The organism is Marinobacter sp. E2 (genome assembly GCF_055755345.1).
Genome location: NZ_CM146911.1, coordinates 1,151,310 through 1,163,531, shown reverse-complemented (window position 1 = coordinate 1,163,531; position 12,222 = coordinate 1,151,310). Strand labels below are relative to the sequence as shown.

13 protein-coding genes are annotated in these 12,222 nt (G+C 62.1%); 10 read left to right on the top strand and 3 right to left on the bottom strand.

Annotation, left to right across the window (positions count from 1 at the left end; genetic code table 11):
• Nucleotides 1-76: 76 nt before the first annotated feature.
• The 3 genes from AC0J1C_RS05355 (at nt 77) to AC0J1C_RS05345 (ending at nt 2,859) form a co-directional block, all read left to right on the top strand.
• On the top strand, nt 77-1,384 hold the full coding sequence (locus AC0J1C_RS05355) for a short-chain fatty acid transporter (RefSeq protein ID WP_473045912.1): 1,308 nt from the start codon (nt 77-79) through the stop codon (nt 1,382-1,384).
• A gap of 147 nt (nt 1,385-1,531) precedes the next feature.
• Nucleotides 1,532-2,353, top strand: coding sequence for a YciI family protein (locus AC0J1C_RS05350; protein ID WP_473045911.1), 822 nt, complete (start codon nt 1,532-1,534; stop codon nt 2,351-2,353).
• A 23-nt stretch (nt 2,354-2,376) separates the two neighbouring features.
• Entirely contained in the window at nt 2,377-2,859 is a 483-nt protein-coding gene (locus tag AC0J1C_RS05345) for a VOC family protein (RefSeq protein ID WP_473045909.1), read from the top strand.
• A 21-nt stretch (nt 2,860-2,880) separates the two neighbouring features.
• Here the strand turns inward: AC0J1C_RS05345 and AC0J1C_RS05340 are convergent, their stop codons facing one another.
• Nucleotides 2,881-4,539, bottom strand: coding sequence for an acetolactate synthase large subunit (locus AC0J1C_RS05340; protein ID WP_473045908.1), 1,659 nt, complete (start codon nt 4,537-4,539; stop codon nt 2,881-2,883).
• A gap of 58 nt (nt 4,540-4,597) precedes the next feature.
• Entirely contained in the window at nt 4,598-6,211 is a 1,614-nt protein-coding gene (locus tag AC0J1C_RS05335; protein ID WP_473045907.1) for an FAD-dependent oxidoreductase, read from the bottom strand.
• 89 nt (nt 6,212-6,300) lie between these two features.
• Here AC0J1C_RS05335 and AC0J1C_RS05330 point away from each other — a divergent pair, with 89 nt between their 5' ends.
• Nucleotides 6,301-7,311 (top strand): AraC family transcriptional regulator, encoded by a 1,011-nt coding sequence (locus AC0J1C_RS05330; RefSeq protein ID WP_473045906.1) that lies wholly within the window; start codon nt 6,301-6,303, stop codon nt 7,309-7,311.
• A gap of 3 nt (nt 7,312-7,314) precedes the next feature.
• Here the strand turns inward: AC0J1C_RS05330 and AC0J1C_RS05325 are convergent, their stop codons facing one another.
• The gene (locus AC0J1C_RS05325) at nt 7,315-7,986 is read right to left on the bottom strand and encodes an SDR family oxidoreductase (RefSeq protein ID WP_473045905.1); all 672 of its coding nucleotides are present in this window, start codon (nt 7,984-7,986) and stop codon (nt 7,315-7,317) included.
• A 90-nt stretch (nt 7,987-8,076) separates the two neighbouring features.
• On the opposite strand from AC0J1C_RS05325, the gene AC0J1C_RS05320 reads away from it, so the two are divergent.
• The 6 genes from AC0J1C_RS05320 to AC0J1C_RS05295 all read left to right on the top strand — a co-directional run bounded on the left by AC0J1C_RS05320 (nt 8,077) and on the right by AC0J1C_RS05295 (nt 12,199).
• Complete coding sequence (locus AC0J1C_RS05320; RefSeq protein ID WP_473045904.1) at nt 8,077-9,309, top strand: RNA polymerase sigma factor; 1,233 nt, start codon at nt 8,077-8,079, stop codon at nt 9,307-9,309.
• A 77-nt stretch (nt 9,310-9,386) separates the two neighbouring features.
• A complete protein-coding gene (locus AC0J1C_RS05315; protein ID WP_473045902.1) occupies nt 9,387-9,746 on the top strand; it encodes a YciI family protein in 360 nt (119 codons plus the stop codon).
• A 14-nt stretch (nt 9,747-9,760) separates the two neighbouring features.
• Entirely contained in the window at nt 9,761-10,114 is a 354-nt protein-coding gene (locus AC0J1C_RS05310; protein ID WP_473045900.1) for a DUF1428 domain-containing protein, read from the top strand.
• A 110-nt stretch (nt 10,115-10,224) separates the two neighbouring features.
• The gene (locus tag AC0J1C_RS05305; RefSeq protein WP_473045899.1) at nt 10,225-10,611 is read left to right on the top strand and encodes a cupin domain-containing protein; all 387 of its coding nucleotides are present in this window, start codon (nt 10,225-10,227) and stop codon (nt 10,609-10,611) included.
• A 242-nt stretch (nt 10,612-10,853) separates the two neighbouring features.
• Complete coding sequence (locus AC0J1C_RS05300) at nt 10,854-11,399, top strand: sigma-70 family RNA polymerase sigma factor (protein WP_473045898.1); 546 nt, start codon at nt 10,854-10,856, stop codon at nt 11,397-11,399.
• Entirely contained in the window at nt 11,396-12,199 is an 804-nt protein-coding gene (locus AC0J1C_RS05295; protein ID WP_473045897.1) for an anti-sigma factor, read from the top strand. Before AC0J1C_RS05300 ends, AC0J1C_RS05295 begins: the two co-directional genes overlap by 4 nt.
• Nucleotides 12,200-12,222: the final 23 nt, after the last annotated feature.

The following is a 12,222-nucleotide window of genomic DNA, read 5'->3' as shown; positions in this document are numbered from 1 at the left end:
CTAATGGGTGAATGGGGTGTTTTTCGTTTAGCTTGCTACACTCGAAAAAGACCGTCCAAAAACAATGAGGTATCGCATGCTAGAAAGAGCATCCAAACCCATGGTGAGCCTGGTGGACAAGTATCTGCCAGACCCCTACCTGTTTGTGATCATCCTGACCCTGGTGGCATTCGTGGCTGCCATGGTGTTTGAAGGCCACAGCCCGATGGCGGTGGTGGAGATGTGGGGCAACGGCTTCTGGAACCTGCTCACCTTCTCCATGCAGATGCTGCTGGTGCTGGTCACCGGCTTCATGATGGCCAGCACGCCGCTGGTGCGCGGGATACTGAACAAAATTGCCGGGCTTGCCCGCACACCGGGCCAGGCGATTGTACTGGTTACCTTCATCGCCCTGATTGCCAGTTGGATCAACTGGGGCTTCGGCCTGGTGGTCGGCGCCCTGTTCGCCAAGGCCCTGGCGCGCCAGATCCGGGTGCACTACCCGCTGCTGATTGCCAGTGCCTACTCCGGGTTTATCGTGTGGCACGGCGGCCTGGCTGGCTCCATACCGCTGACCATCGCCACCGAAGGCCACTTCACCCAGCAAACCATCGGCATCATCGGCACTGGCGAGACCATCTTCGCGTTCTTCAACCTGGCCATTGTGGTGGCCCTGTTCATCATCGTGCCGCTGGTCAACCGGCTGATGCTGCCGGCCGAGCGGGACAGCATCTACGCTGACCCGAAGGTGCTGGACGACGAACCGGATACCTCCGTTGTGATCAACCGCCCCGCCGACTACCTGGAAAACAGCCGCACCCTGGCCTGGCTGATCGGCTTCAGTGGCCTGGCGTTTATCTTCCAGTACTTCATGGACAACGGCGGCCTGAACCTGAACATTGTGAACTTCATGTTCCTGTTCATCGCCATCATCCTGCACCAGACACCCAAGCGCCTGCTGGATAGCCTCAACGAGGCGGTTAAGGGTGGCTCGGGGATTGTGATCCAGTTTCCGTTCTATGCGGGCATCATGAGCGTGATGACCGCCTCGGGGCTGGCCGCCAGCATCTCCAGCGGGTTTGTGTCGATTGCCAGCGCCGAGAGCCTGCCGTTCTGGAGCTTTATCAGTGCCGGCGTGGTGAACATCTTCGTGCCCTCCGGCGGCGGCCAGTGGGCGGTGCAGGCACCGGTGATGCTGCCAGCGGCGCTGGAACTGGGCGCGGATATTCCGCGGGTGGCCATGGCCGTGGCCTGGGGCGACGCCTGGACCAACCTGCTGCAGCCGTTCTGGGCCCTGCCAGTGCTGGCCATTGCCGGCCTGAAGGCCAAGGACATCATGGGCTACTGCCTGATGCTGCTGATCATCACCGGCATTATCATCAGCGCCGGCCTGACCTGGCTGTAACACCCCTACCGTGACCACACCGGGGAGTTGTTCGTCTCCCCGGTGTCTCCCTGACCTGCCACCTCTATTTCCTCTTGGTGTCGATTTCCGGATCCATTGCGCGACCAACCAGTGAAGACAATCCGTTTTTTACTGGAGACCGACACGATGAAATACATGTTGATTCGCAAGGCCGATGCCGACACCGAGAATGGCGTAATGCCGTCCGAAGACATCCTGCAGGCAATGGCAAACTACAATGCGCAAATGACACATGCCGGAGTTTTTTCCGACGGCCATGGGTTGCGGCCATCGAGCGAAGGTTGCCGCATTCAGTTCAGAGGCGGCGAGCCCAGCGTTATTTCCGGGCCATTCGAGCCGGCGGGAGAGCTACTGGCCGGCTACAGTGTACTCGAAGTGGAGTCACTGGAAGACGCCATCGCCTGGGCCAAACAATGGCCCCGAGAGGATGCCGGAGGCAACGTGACCCTTGAGCTTCGGCGATATTTCGAGCTTGAAGATTTCGAGCCAAGCCCGGCACTCGAGCAACATCGGTCCCTGGGACGCCTCCCGAGGGAGATGAATGTGCATGTGGCGTTTGCGGGCAACTGCAAAGAAGCCATGGAGTTCTATTCGGTAGTCACCGCAGGCAACCTGGAAGCCATGATTACCTATGGGGAAACGCCGGCAGCAGGGGATGTTCCACCAGAGATGCATGGCCGCATCGTACATTCCTCACTGAATATCCGCGGGCGTCGGCTCATGGGCGCTGATATGGCGGGCGATTGCTACCAGCCACCCCAGGGTTCCCAGATACACCTTGAATACGACGATCCGGAACAGGCCGAGCAGGTATTTGACGCCCTGTCCGATGGAGGTTCAATCATCATGCCATTTGCAGAGACCTTCTGGGCACATCGTTTCGGAATGACAACAGACCGATTCGGTATCCAGTGGATGATCAGCAGCCAGATTGAACACTGCCAGTAACGCCAACCCGGAGGGCCAACTCAATGACACATCCAAAAAATACCATTTGTCTCTGGTACAACACCGAAGCAGAAGAAGCGGCGAGGTTCTATGCCAGCGTCTTTCCGGATTCTTCTGTTGGCAGGGTGCTCAGGGCACCGGGCGACTACCCTTCCGGTTCCGCCGGGGATGTTCTCACCGTGGAATTCACCGTGCTGGGCATTCCCTGCCTCGGGCTCAATGGTGGCCCGACGTTCGAGCACAACGAGGCGTTTTCCTTCCAGGTTACCACCGAAAGCCAGGAAGAAACCGACCGCTACTGGAGCGCAATTGTGGAGAACGGCGGCCAGGAAAGCGCCTGCGGCTGGTGCAAGGACAAGTGGGGGATCTCCTGGCAGATCACCCCGGTGGCCCTAACCGAGGCCATCAACGACCCGGACCCCGCGGCTGCCAAACGGGCCTTCGAGGCGATGATGACCATGGGCAAGATCGACATTGCTGCCATTGAAGCAGCACGGCGGGGATAACCCCGCCAGCGTCGGGTCGATTCAGGGCGCCAGCTTGCGCTTCAGCGCCCGCGACACCGACACCGGTAGGCTGGGCAGTGCCCGCAGCATCCAGGGCAGCACTCGGCGCTTCACACCACTGAGGGATTCCGGAATCACCGCTTCGATCAGGTGCGGCCCGGGCATGCGCTGGGCGTATTCCAGGGCCTTGGCCATTTCTTCAGCCGTGTGCACCCGCACGCCATGCACGCCCATGCCATTGGCCATTTCCGCAAAGTTGATCACCGGGCCGCGCAGGTCCAGCTGGGATTTCGCTTTCTCGCCGGCCTCTTCGGCGCCCACCCGCTCCAGCTCGATGTTGAGCACCGAGTAGGAGGCGTTGTTGAAGATGATGGAGGTGACGTTCAGCTGCTCCCGCGCCATGGTCCACAGGGCCTGGATGGTGTACATGGCCGTGCCGTCGCCGATCAGGGCGATCACCGGCCGGTCCGGGCAGGCTACGGCGGCACCCACGGCATTGGGCAGGCCCTGGCCGATGGCCCCACCGGTGAGGGTGAGCATGTCGTGGCGGGGGGCGCCTGCGGTCATTACCGAGAGCATGAGGCTGGAGGTGATGCCTTCGTCCACAATGATGGCGTTCTCCGGCATCAGCTCGCCCACGGCCTTGCAGACCTTTTCGGCGGTGAGCTTGCCACGGGGGCGGCCCGGCCGCTTCTCGGGCTGGAGCTTTGGTTGGCTCTGGCTGGCACCCACGGCCTCGTTGAGCTTGTTCAGGCTGGCCAGGATGTCCTGGTCCGGCGCGGCCAGGGTGTGAACCTCGCAGGTATCCGGCACCAGATAGCTCTTCTTGCCGGGGTAGGCAAAGAACGAGACGGGCGCCTTGGCATCCACCAGAATCAGCTGTTCCACGTCGGTAAGCTGTACCGTGGCCAGTTCGGCCAGGTAGGCGAGGCGCTCAATGTAGGGCAGCCCGGCACCGCGCTCCATGCGCGTGGGGAAGGTTTCCGCCAGCAGGGTTATACCGCTGTGGGCCGCCAGTTTGGCGGCGGCCAGCATGCTGGGTTCGCGCAGGGAGTGGCCTCCCATCAGCAGGGCGGTTTTCTTGCCAGAGCGAATAGCCTTGGCAATCGCTTCCACCGTGGCATCGTCGGCGGGCTCGGGCGTTGGCGGCGCCGTAGGCGCGCTGGGCACACCGCCCTCGCCCCAGGAGACATCGGCCGGGAGGATCAGCGTGGCCACCTGGCCGGGTGCGGTTCGAGCGGCCGCGATGGCTTCAGCGGCGTCCTGGCAGAGGGTTTCGGTGCTCTTGGCGGTACGCACAAACCCCGGCGACACGTTCCGGGCCACGGTTTCGATGTCTGACTGCAGCTGGGCGTCGTACTTCACATGGTAGGTGGCATGGTCGCCCACAATGTTCAGCACCGGCACCTTGCCCTTGCGGGCGTTGTGCAGGTTGGCCAGACCGTTACCCAGCCCGCAGCCCAGGTGCAGCAGCGTGGCGGCGGGTTTGTCGGCCATGCGGGCGTAGCCGTCGGCGGCGCCGGTGGCCACCCCTTCGAACAGGGCCAGCACGGCCCGCATTTTGGGCTCGTCATCCAGGGCCGCCACAAAGTGCATTTCGCTGGTACCGGGGTTGCTGAAGCAGACCTCCACGCCGGCATCCACCAGGGTTTTCATCAGGGCTTGTGCGCCGTTTGTCATTGTTGTTCTCCCGCCTTTGAAAGTTCGAGTATTCGGTTGAGTACGCCGGCCATGGTGTTCAGCCGCCCGCCACAATGGCGCGTACCGCCGCCCGGGCCGTCAGGATGCAGCCGGGCAAAAAGGTGCCTTCCAGGGAACGCTTGCCGTTGGCGCCACCGCCGCCGAAACCGGCCGCCTCCCCCACGCAGTACAGGCCCGGCACAGGCGAGCCCCCGGCGTTCAGGATGCGACTCTGCAGATCGGTTTGCAGGCCGCCCAGGCTCTTGCGGGTAATCAGCTGCATGCGGATGGCGATGTAGGGGCCGGCACCCGGCTTTTGCAGCGGCGCCGGCTTGCAGGTGCGCAGTCGGTCCGGCTTCCATTCCCGGGCGTGCTGGATCATGCGGATCTGGGCGTCGTTGTGCATGCTGGTGCCGCTGGCAAAGTTGGCGTCGAAAGCATCCGCAGTGGCCTGCAGCGTTGCCGGGCTGACATCGTGGGAACAGGTCAGCGCGTTCATCTTGCCGGCAAGTTCGGCCAGGCTCTCTGCCACCAGGAAATCCCGGCTTTCGTGCTGCATCTGCCGCACCAGGTTGTGGTTGCCCAGCAGCAGTTCCTTCACGAACTGCGGGAACTGCTTGTCGCGAATGCGGGCGTTGTGTTCCGAGCCGGAAATGGCAAATTCCTTGGCGGCAATGCGCCAGTTGAGCAGGTGCCAGGTCCAGGGCTTTTCCTGCTCTGCCACCCGTTGGCACAGCCAGTGGGTATCAAACCCGGTGACCAAAGGCTCCGGGCCAATGCGCTCGCCCCGGTGGTTCAGCCACAGGGCGGATTTGCAGGGAATGGTGGAAAGCCCGTGGCCGGGAAAATGGGGGTACGGGTGCGGGAAGCCAGCCGCGTAGTTCCACATTTCGCCGGCGTGGGTAATCTGCCCGTTGAGATGGTCGGCCACCCAGTGATGCATGCGGCCGTCGGCGTATGGGTGGGCGCCGTTCAGCATCTGCGTGGGCATCGGGCGATCCGCCGGCCAGTTGGCGCGGCATTCCTCATGGCTGCCGTTGATGCCGCCGGTGGCCATAACCACGGCGGGCGCCGCCAAGGTCACTTCCTCGCTGGTGGCTTCGTTGATTGCCAGGGCCCCGCACACGCGGCCGGCCTGGTGATCCAGAGCGGTAATGCGGTGCCCGTGCAGCAGATTCAGCCGGCCTGCCGTGTTTTCGCTGTGGAGCGCGGTCATCAGGCGAGACACCAGTTCCCGGGCCGTGCCCCAGACCACATGGTAGCGGGGCAACCGGTTACCGTCGCCAAAACGGCCGCGCTCCACCCAGTTAACCGCCGGCAGGAATTTGATGCCCTCGCCGCTCAGCCAGTCGTACACCTCGGTGCGGGAATGCTCCACGTAATAGCGGGCCCATTGCAGCGGCCATTCGTCGTCTTCAGACAGGTCGGCAAAACTGAGCCAGTCCTGCAGGGCAATCTCTGGGGTGTCGGCGATCTTCATGCGTGCCTGCAAGGGGGTTCCCACCAGCGCCATGCCGCCGAAGGCCCAGCGGGCCAGGCCTCCGATTCTCTCGGAGGTATCCCGGTCGGCCAGGGTAACGGACTTGCCCGCCCGCAGCGCCTCGAGCGCCGTTACAATGCCCGCGAGGCCACCTCCGATCACCACAATGTCCGAAGAGAGTGTTTTGCCCATAATCTGAATCCGGTCGCCATGTTGTTATTGTCAGCGTCAAAGATATACCGCTACCATGGCTTAAAAATTGACCTTAGAGGCCAGCAAAATTGACATTAGAGGCCACGGTTTCCATTGGCTGGGTGAATACGGTGATCAGCGCGGCGGAGCGACTCTCGGTAACGGCCGATCGGCTGCTTGCTGAGGCATGCATTCCAGCCTCCGCCAGTGAACTGGAGCGCTGGCCCATTGATGACATCACCCGGCTCTGGCATGCGGCGGAGCGCTGCACGGGAGACCCGGGCTTCGGGCTGAAGGTGGGCGCGGAATTTTCGCCCATGAGCATCAGCGGCGTGGGGTTCGCACTCCAGTCCGCCGCCACGCTGCGCGAGGCCATTGTGATGGTGCAGCGCTTCCAGCGGCTGATCTCCGATGGCGGCCGGTTCCAGGTGGTGGCCGGCAATGCCGCCACCTGGCTCGTGTACCATCCGCGCCAGGGCCGGTTGGCGTTCAGCCCCCATCAGATTGAGGCGGTGCTGGCGTCGGTGGTGGGTTTTGGTAGTTGGGTGACGGGCACCCGCATGCAGCCGGCGCGGGTGCAATTCAGCCAGCCACGGCTTGGGCCTCTGGCGGGTTATCAAACGGTGTTTCACTGCCCGGTGGAATTCGAGCAGGCCTTCAGTGGCATCCTGTTAGACAACGCCGTTCTGGATCAGCCCCTGCCCCAGGCCGACCCGCAACTGGCCCAGCTGCATGAGCGGTATACCACCGCCCGCCTGGCGGCGCTGTCCATGAACAGCGCCTCGGCGCCCGAACTCAGGCGCTGGCTGGCAGCACGAATCGGGCCGGTTCTGCCCCGCAGGGCAGACGCCGCCGTGGCCCTGGGCATCAGCGAACGCACCCTGGCCCGACGCCTGAAAGATCAGGGCCACACCTTCGACCAACTGCTGGACGACGTTCGTCGCGAACGGGCACTGCATGCCGTGGCCAACACCGACACACCCTTACCCGAAATCGCCGAAGCCCTGGGCTTTGCCGAAGTGAGCACCTTCTACCGGGCTTTCCAGCGCTGGACCGGCCTGCCGCCGGTGCGCTGGCGCAAGCAGGTCGGCAGTCGGTAGCCCTTACCAGGGCAACTCCTCACCATTGCTGTGCCAGAACGACCCGGTGTTCTCCAGGGTCAGGCCTTCGATGCGCGCCGCGAGGCCCTTGGCGGATTCCTCCGGCGTAATCAGGCCACCGAAGTTCACCATTCGCGTTTTAACGTAGCCCGGGTGCAGCTGGGCCACGGCAATGCCCCGGGGTTTCAGGTCCATGGCCAGGGATTTGCCAAAGGCGTTCAACGCCGCCTTGGACGCTCTATAGCCATAGCGCCCACCGGAATCGTTGTCGGCAATGGAACCCATGCGGCTGGTGATGTTGGCTATCTTGCCTCCTGAGGGAATCTGCGAAGCCAGAGCCTCGGCCACCCGCAGGGGAGCGTAGGCGTTGATTTCCATCTGGGTGCGAATGGAATCGAAATCGATGCTGCCCAGCTTTTCGTCCTGGAGCAGGCCGGCGTTGTTGATCAGCAGATCAATGCTCTGGCCATCGAGTTCGCTGGTGAGTTTGCGGATGCCGGCGTCGGTGGTTACGTCCACGCCATCAATCACCCGGGCGGCCACCTCATCGAGTTCGCCAGCGGACTGCCGGCACACGCCGATTACCTGCCAGCCTTCGCCCGCGTAATGGCGGGCAAGTTCCAGACCGATGCCCCGGTTGGCGCCGGTGATGATTACGGTTCTGCTGTCTGTCATGGAAACCTCCTGCGTTTTGGTAAAGACTGTCCGGTACGAGAAACGCCGGGCGACCGTTCACCTTTCGGGCCTCGAAAACGGGATACCACGATGATTACCGATGACCAATGGATTGGGCAAATCTATCAGCAACAGTCACGACGAGTGCTGTCCACCCTGATCCGGCTGCTTGGGGATTTCTCATTGGCGGAAGAATGCATGCAGGAGGCCTTTGCGGCTGCTGTTCGCCAGTGGCCAACTGATGGCATACCGGACAATCCCTCTGCCTGGCTCATACGGACCGGCCAACGCCGGGGAATCGACCAGATTCGAAAAGCACAGACCGCGCGCAGCTATTCCCACCTCGTGGCCGAACCTGAGGCCGACGATGCCGAGACCGATGAAGAAACCATCAACGACGACCAGCTCCGGTTACTGTTCACCTGCTGTCACCCCGCCCTGTCCCTGGACTCCAGAATTGCCCTTACCCTGCGTGAGATGTGCGGCCTGACCACCGAACAGGTGGCCAGCGGCCTGCTGCAGAAACCCGCCACCCTGGCCCAACGGATTGTCCGGGCCAAGCGCAAGATCCGGGACGCCGGCATTCCTTATGAAGTGCCAGAAACGAAAGAACTGCCCGAACGCCTGCCCGGCGTTCTACGTGTAATCTACCTGGTATTCAACGAGGGTTATTCCCGCAGCGACGGCGATCAGGTTGTTAATGTTCAGCTTTCGTCCGAGGCCATTCGCCTGGCCGAAGTGCTGGCCCGCCTCCTGCCGGATGGGGAAGTGTTTGGCCTGCTCGCCCTGATGCTGCTGCAGAGGTCCCGGGATAAGGCCCGCCAGGATGCCGAGGGCAATCTGATTACCCTGGAAAATCAGGACCGTTCACTGTGGGATCGTGCCAGCATCGATTCCGGGTTTCGTTGGCTCGAAGCCGCCCTCGCCCTCACACCGACCGGGCCGTACACCCTGCAGGCGTCGATTGCCGCTGTCCACGCAGACGCCGATACTCCCGGAGAAACCGATTGGGCCCGCATTGTCCGCCTGTACAACGCGCTCTACCAGCAGCAACCATCGCCGGTGATCGCGCTGAACCGGGCCGTGGCTGTTGCCATGCGGGACTCACCCGCTGTCGGCCTGGAAATGCTGGAGGCGTTGATGGGCCAGCGGGCGATGGCCGGCTATCACCTGTTTCACGCGGCTCGCGCCGACCTGCAACGCCGTAGTGGCCATACCGAAGACGCCCGGCAATCGTACCAGCGGGCTCTTGCGCTCGTGTCCCAGGGGCCAGAGCGTCGGTTTCTTGAGCACAGACTGGCAGAGCTCAAAAAATCACCCTGATTTCGTACCCCCTGTCGATTTCCGCGCCAGCCATACGACTACCTCTCAGAACACCACCAAGAAACGGAGGATCACCCATGAAATACGTTGCCCTGGTGTATTACCAGGAGAGCATCATCAACGCCATGACCGAGCAGGAATGGCACGACCTCAACCAGGAATGCGTGGCCGGCGTGGAGCGCCTGATTGATCAGGGCAAGTTCATCACGGGCCAGCCCTTGCAAACGGTGGAGACAGCAACAACAGTCAGGGTCCGCGACGATGAAGTACTGGTGTCTGATGGCCCGTTTGCTGAAACCAAGGAACAACTGGCCGGCTTCTACCTGCTGGATGCCCGGGACCTGAACGAAGCGGTGCAACTGGCCAGCCGGATCCCGCCTGCCCGCTTCGGCAGTATTGAAGTGCGGCCAGCGCGGGAGCTGCCGCCGAAAGACTGAAACGGAGAATAACCATGAGCTATGTCGACGGATTTGTTGCAGCTGTGCCAACTGCAAACAAGGAAAAGTACATCAAGCACGCCAGCGATGCCGCTGTGGTTTTCAAGGAACACGGGGTGCTGCACATGGTGGAGTGCTGGGGCGACGATGTTCCGGAGGGGGAAGTGACGTCTTTTCCCAAGGCGGTGAAATGCAAACCCGATGAGACCGTAGTGTTTGCATGGCTGTTCTGGCCATCCAAGGAGGTGCGAGACCAGGCCATGCCGCGGATCATGGAGGACCCTCGCCTGCACCCGGACGTTAACCCCATGCCTTTTGACGGCAAGCGACTCATCTACGGCGGCTTCTCCGTGGTTGTTGACGCCTAACCCGGTCACAGCATCGAGCGATCTGTGCTACCTTGACTGACAGGGCCGAGCCCGACGTTAAGCATGCAGTGGGTTCGGCCCTGCCATCAATCGACACGGAGGTATTCTTTATGCACATTGCAAAAGAAGAGATACCTGTTCGGATCGACTCACCTGGAGCCATAGCCCGCCAGAAAACCGACTTTGGCGATGTTACGGGCTACGGCAAAATTGGCGCCGAGTATTTTTCCTTTGGCGCCGGCACCGATATCACCGAGCTTTTGCACGGCCTTGAGCACGACAATTGCCAGAGCCCGCACTGGGGTTATGTGATCAGCGGTGCGATTACCGCCATCTTCTCCGATGGCACGGAAGAAACCTCCCGTCGTGGTGATCTGTTCTACTGGCCACCCGGCCACAGTGTGAGGGCGGAAGAGGACACCGACATTGTGATGTTCAGTCCCCAACACGAGCACGGCGAAGTGATCGACCATATCGGCCGGCAGGTCACCGGCTGACCTGCCGGCAGTATAAGGGCTGCGGGACTGCGTACCTTCGCCCCGCGGCCCTCTTCGGCTCGCTCCCCCATCTATGCAACCTGCCTGACCGGCCAGATTTCGGTTGACTAGAATTTGGTGTTGAGCAGAAGACAGCCAACCAGTACTCTTCTGGATCAGATACCAACGCCCGGGGCCCCATGAAGTCTGACCCTAATCCGCCTTTCAATACCCCACCTGAGGGCCAGCAGCCGGCAGCGGCTATGGCGACGCCCGAACAGGTGGCCTCGCTGATTGCCCGGGTGGCCCGCAAAGACCGTCAGGCGTTCGAACAGCTTTACCGGCAAACCGCTCCGAAACTTCTGGGTACCGTGTTGCGTATCCTCAAAGACCGGGGTTGGGCGGACGATGTTGTGCAGGAAAGTTATCTGAATATCTGGCAGAAAGCCGAGCAATTCGATTCCGGCCGCTCCTCGCCCATTACCTGGCTGGTGTCGGTGGCTCGCAACAGGGCCATTGATGAACTACGCAAACACCCGACCGGGCGCACCACCACCAGCGATGAACTGGACGACCTGGCGGGACAACAGACCACGGCCCAGGAACACCTGGAGGGACGGCAGGCGGTGAACCACCTCAACCGCTGCATCGACCAGCTGGAAAAGGACCGCCAGGATATGGTGCGCCTGGCCTATCTGAACGGCTGGTCCCGCGAGGAGCTGGCAAGCCACTTTGACCAGCCGGTGAATACGGTGAAAACCTGGCTGCACCGAGCCCTGAAACAGATCAAAAGGTGCCTGGAACCATGACTGAACGAGACGACCTGGACATGCTGGTTGCCGAGTTCGTTCTGGGCACGCTGCCGGCGCACGAGCGGGACGACCTTGAGAAGCGTCGTCAAACCGACACCGAGCTTGATAACCTGATCCTGCAGTGGCAGGAACGCCTGGGTAGCCTGACCGAGGAAGCGCCGGAGGTACAGCCATCGCCCGAGCTGTTCCCCAGGATCGAAAAAGCGCTGGATCAGCTTGAGGCGAAACGTCCCGGGGCCGCTGCCGCGCACTCTGCCAGGAGCGCTGCTCAAAGCCCTGCTGATAGCCCTATGGATAGCCCGATAGATAGCAACGTGGTCACCCTGCGCAGGCAGCTTCGCAACTGGCGCCTGAGCACCGCCATCGCCTCGGTGGCGGCACTGGTTCTGGTGGCCGTGCTGGTGTTCCAGCCAGCCCCGACGCCCTCCCCACAGTCGTTTGTCGCGGTGTTCCAGCACAACGATGAACAACCGGCTTTCCTGCTGTCTGTGGATCTGCAGAACCGCCGCCTGGATATCCGGCCAATCACCGCCGAGCCCCGGCAGGACAAGTCCTACCAGCTGTGGATCAAGGCCGACGAGCTGGGCCCCAATCCCCGCTCTGTGGGCGTTCTCAGGGATGGCTTCACGCTGAGCGACGACGCCCTCAAGGACTATGACCCGGCTCTGCTCAAGCGCGCCACTTTCGGCATCAGCCTGGAGCCGCCCGGAGGCTCGCCCACCGGCCAGCCCACGGGCCCGGCCATTCATGGTTACCTGTACCCGGCCGGCACGGGGGCAGGCAACACCACCCCCTGATAATTTTTTTCAGGGGGCTGAAA

What these genes read in the sequence shown, in the direction of transcription:
- AC0J1C_RS05305 (WP_473045899.1), top strand. Translation starts at nt 10,225, where the DNA reads ATGCACATTGCAAAAGAAGAGATACCTGTTCGGATCGACTCACCTGGA.
- AC0J1C_RS05295 (WP_473045897.1), top strand. Translation starts at nt 11,396, where the DNA reads ATGACTGAACGAGACGACCTGGACATGCTGGTTGCCGAGTTCGTTCTG.
- AC0J1C_RS05310 (WP_473045900.1), top strand. Translation starts at nt 9,761, where the DNA reads ATGAGCTATGTCGACGGATTTGTTGCAGCTGTGCCAACTGCAAACAAG.
- AC0J1C_RS05320 (WP_473045904.1), top strand. Translation starts at nt 8,077, where the DNA reads ATGATTACCGATGACCAATGGATTGGGCAAATCTATCAGCAACAGTCA.
- AC0J1C_RS05345 (WP_473045909.1), top strand. Translation starts at nt 2,377, where the DNA reads ATGACACATCCAAAAAATACCATTTGTCTCTGGTACAACACCGAAGCA.
- AC0J1C_RS05350 (WP_473045911.1), top strand. Translation starts at nt 1,532, where the DNA reads ATGAAATACATGTTGATTCGCAAGGCCGATGCCGACACCGAGAATGGC.
- AC0J1C_RS05315 (WP_473045902.1), top strand. Translation starts at nt 9,387, where the DNA reads ATGAAATACGTTGCCCTGGTGTATTACCAGGAGAGCATCATCAACGCC.
- AC0J1C_RS05325 (WP_473045905.1), bottom strand. Translation starts at nt 7,986, where the DNA reads ATGACAGACAGCAGAACCGTAATCATCACCGGCGCCAACCGGGGCATC.
- AC0J1C_RS05355 (WP_473045912.1), top strand. Translation starts at nt 77, where the DNA reads ATGCTAGAAAGAGCATCCAAACCCATGGTGAGCCTGGTGGACAAGTAT.
- AC0J1C_RS05340 (WP_473045908.1), bottom strand. Translation starts at nt 4,539, where the DNA reads ATGACAAACGGCGCACAAGCCCTGATGAAAACCCTGGTGGATGCCGGC.
- AC0J1C_RS05335 (WP_473045907.1), bottom strand. Translation starts at nt 6,211, where the DNA reads ATGGGCAAAACACTCTCTTCGGACATTGTGGTGATCGGAGGTGGCCTC.
- AC0J1C_RS05300 (WP_473045898.1), top strand. Translation starts at nt 10,854, where the DNA reads ATGGCGACGCCCGAACAGGTGGCCTCGCTGATTGCCCGGGTGGCCCGC.